1 protein-coding gene is annotated in these 1,748 nt (G+C 75.3%); it reads left to right on the plus strand.

Going from position 1 to position 1,748, the window contains the following annotated elements:
- Positions 1-198 precede the first annotated feature (198 nt).
- Positions 199-1,748, plus strand: a 1,550-nt coding sequence (locus FK498_RS18585) for a peptidylprolyl isomerase (protein ID WP_141857175.1), incomplete at its 3' end; no start/stop codon positions are given.

Raw genomic sequence — 1,748 nt, forward strand, 5'->3', positions numbered from 1 at the left:
CACCATCGCCTCCGCCAACGCCTTCCTCTACGCCGCCTCCGTCATGCTCCTGCTGCGCCGCCTCGCACGTTCCACATGAGATTCGAGACAGACTCTCACACGGCCCGGCGGGCGCGCGCAAGCCCGTGCGTTGCCGGGGACCCTGCCCTGCTCTAGGGTCCGCGCCCGTCCGCCCGCCCCGAGGAGCCGCCGCACGCGATGCTGTCCGCGATCCGCAACTCCCTGAACCACTGGATCGTCAAGGGGCTGTTCCTGATCCTGATCGCCTCCTTCGCGGTCTGGGGAATCGAGGACTTCGTGCGCGGCAGCGGCACGGAGCGCACGGTCGCGACCGTGGCCGGCGAGAAGATCCCGCTCGTCGAGGCGGCGGACGCCTACCAGCGCGAGGTCGCGCAGCTCCGCCGCAGCATGGGCGGGCAGTTCGAGCCCACCGAGCAGGTGCGCCGCGCGATCGCCGAGGCCGCGCTCGAGCGGCTCGTGGTGCTGCGCGCGATCGGCGCGGAGGCGGCCGCGCGCGGCGTGGTCGTGACCGACGAGGCGCTGCGCGCCGCGATCCTGGCCGCGCCGGGCTTCCGCGGCGCCGACGGGCAGTTCTCGCGCATCCAGTACGACTCGTTCCTGCGCAATAACGGACTCTCCGAGGCGCGCTTCCTCGAGCTCCTGCGCGGCGACCTCGCGCGCGCCCAGATCGTCGGCGCGGTGCGCGCCGGCGCCGCGGCGCCACGCACGCTCGCGCGCGCCATCCACGCCTTCCAGGCCGAACGCCGCATCGCCGACCTGGTCGAGCTGCCCTTCATGGCCGCCCCGCCGCCCGGCGAGCCGACCGAGGAGCAGCTCCGGCGCTTCCACGAGAACAACCCCGACCTGTTCTCCGCACCCGAATACCGCCGCTTCGATGCCGTGCTGCTGAGCCTCGCGGACGTCGCACGCGGCATCGAGGTCGGCGAGGCCGAGCTGCGCGCGGCCTACGAGCAGCGCGGCAGCGAGTTCCACACGCCCGAGCGCCGCCAGGTCGCCCAGGCGGTGGTGCCGGACGAGGCCGCGGCACGCGCGCTCGCCGAGGCGTGGCGCGGCGGCGCCGCCTTCGCCGCGATCGCGACCCAGGCCGCTTCCGCGGGCGGCACGGCGGCCGAGCTCGGGACGGTGGATCGCGGCGGGCTGCCGCTCCCCGAACTCGCCGAGCCCGCCTTCGCCGCCGCGGCCGGCGCGGTCGTCGGCCCGGTGCAGAGCCCGTTCGGCTGGCACGTGCTGCGCATCGGCGCGATCGAACCGGCGCGCACGCCGAGCTTCGCGGAGGTCAGGGACGAGCTGGCGCGCATGCTCGCCGAGGAGCGTGCGGCCGACCTGATCTACGACCGCGTGAACCGCATCGAGGACAGCCTGGCGGGAGGAGCGCCGCTCGCCGAGGTCGCGCGCCGCCACGAGCTGCGCCTGGTCGAGGTCGCGGCGATGGACGCCGAGGGGCGCGACCGCGCCGGCGACCCGGTCGAGCTCGGTGCCGCCCGGGACGAGATCATCGCCGCCGTGTTCGAGGCGCGGCCCGGCGAGACCTCGCGCCTGACCGAGACGCGCGACGGCAGCTTCTACGCCGTACGCGTGGCCGAGGTGACGCCGCCGGCGCTGCGGCCCTTCGAGAGCGTGGCCGCCGAGGTGCGCGCCGCCTGGGAGCGGCAGGAGCGCCGGCGCGCGATGGAGGCGCAGGCGGCGGCCCTGAAGCCGGATCGATGCCACATCTTCACCGATGTCGA

It is taken from the genome of Elioraea sp. Yellowstone, assembly GCF_006704265.1.
Taxonomy (GTDB): domain Bacteria; phylum Pseudomonadota; class Alphaproteobacteria; order Acetobacterales; family Acetobacteraceae; genus Elioraea.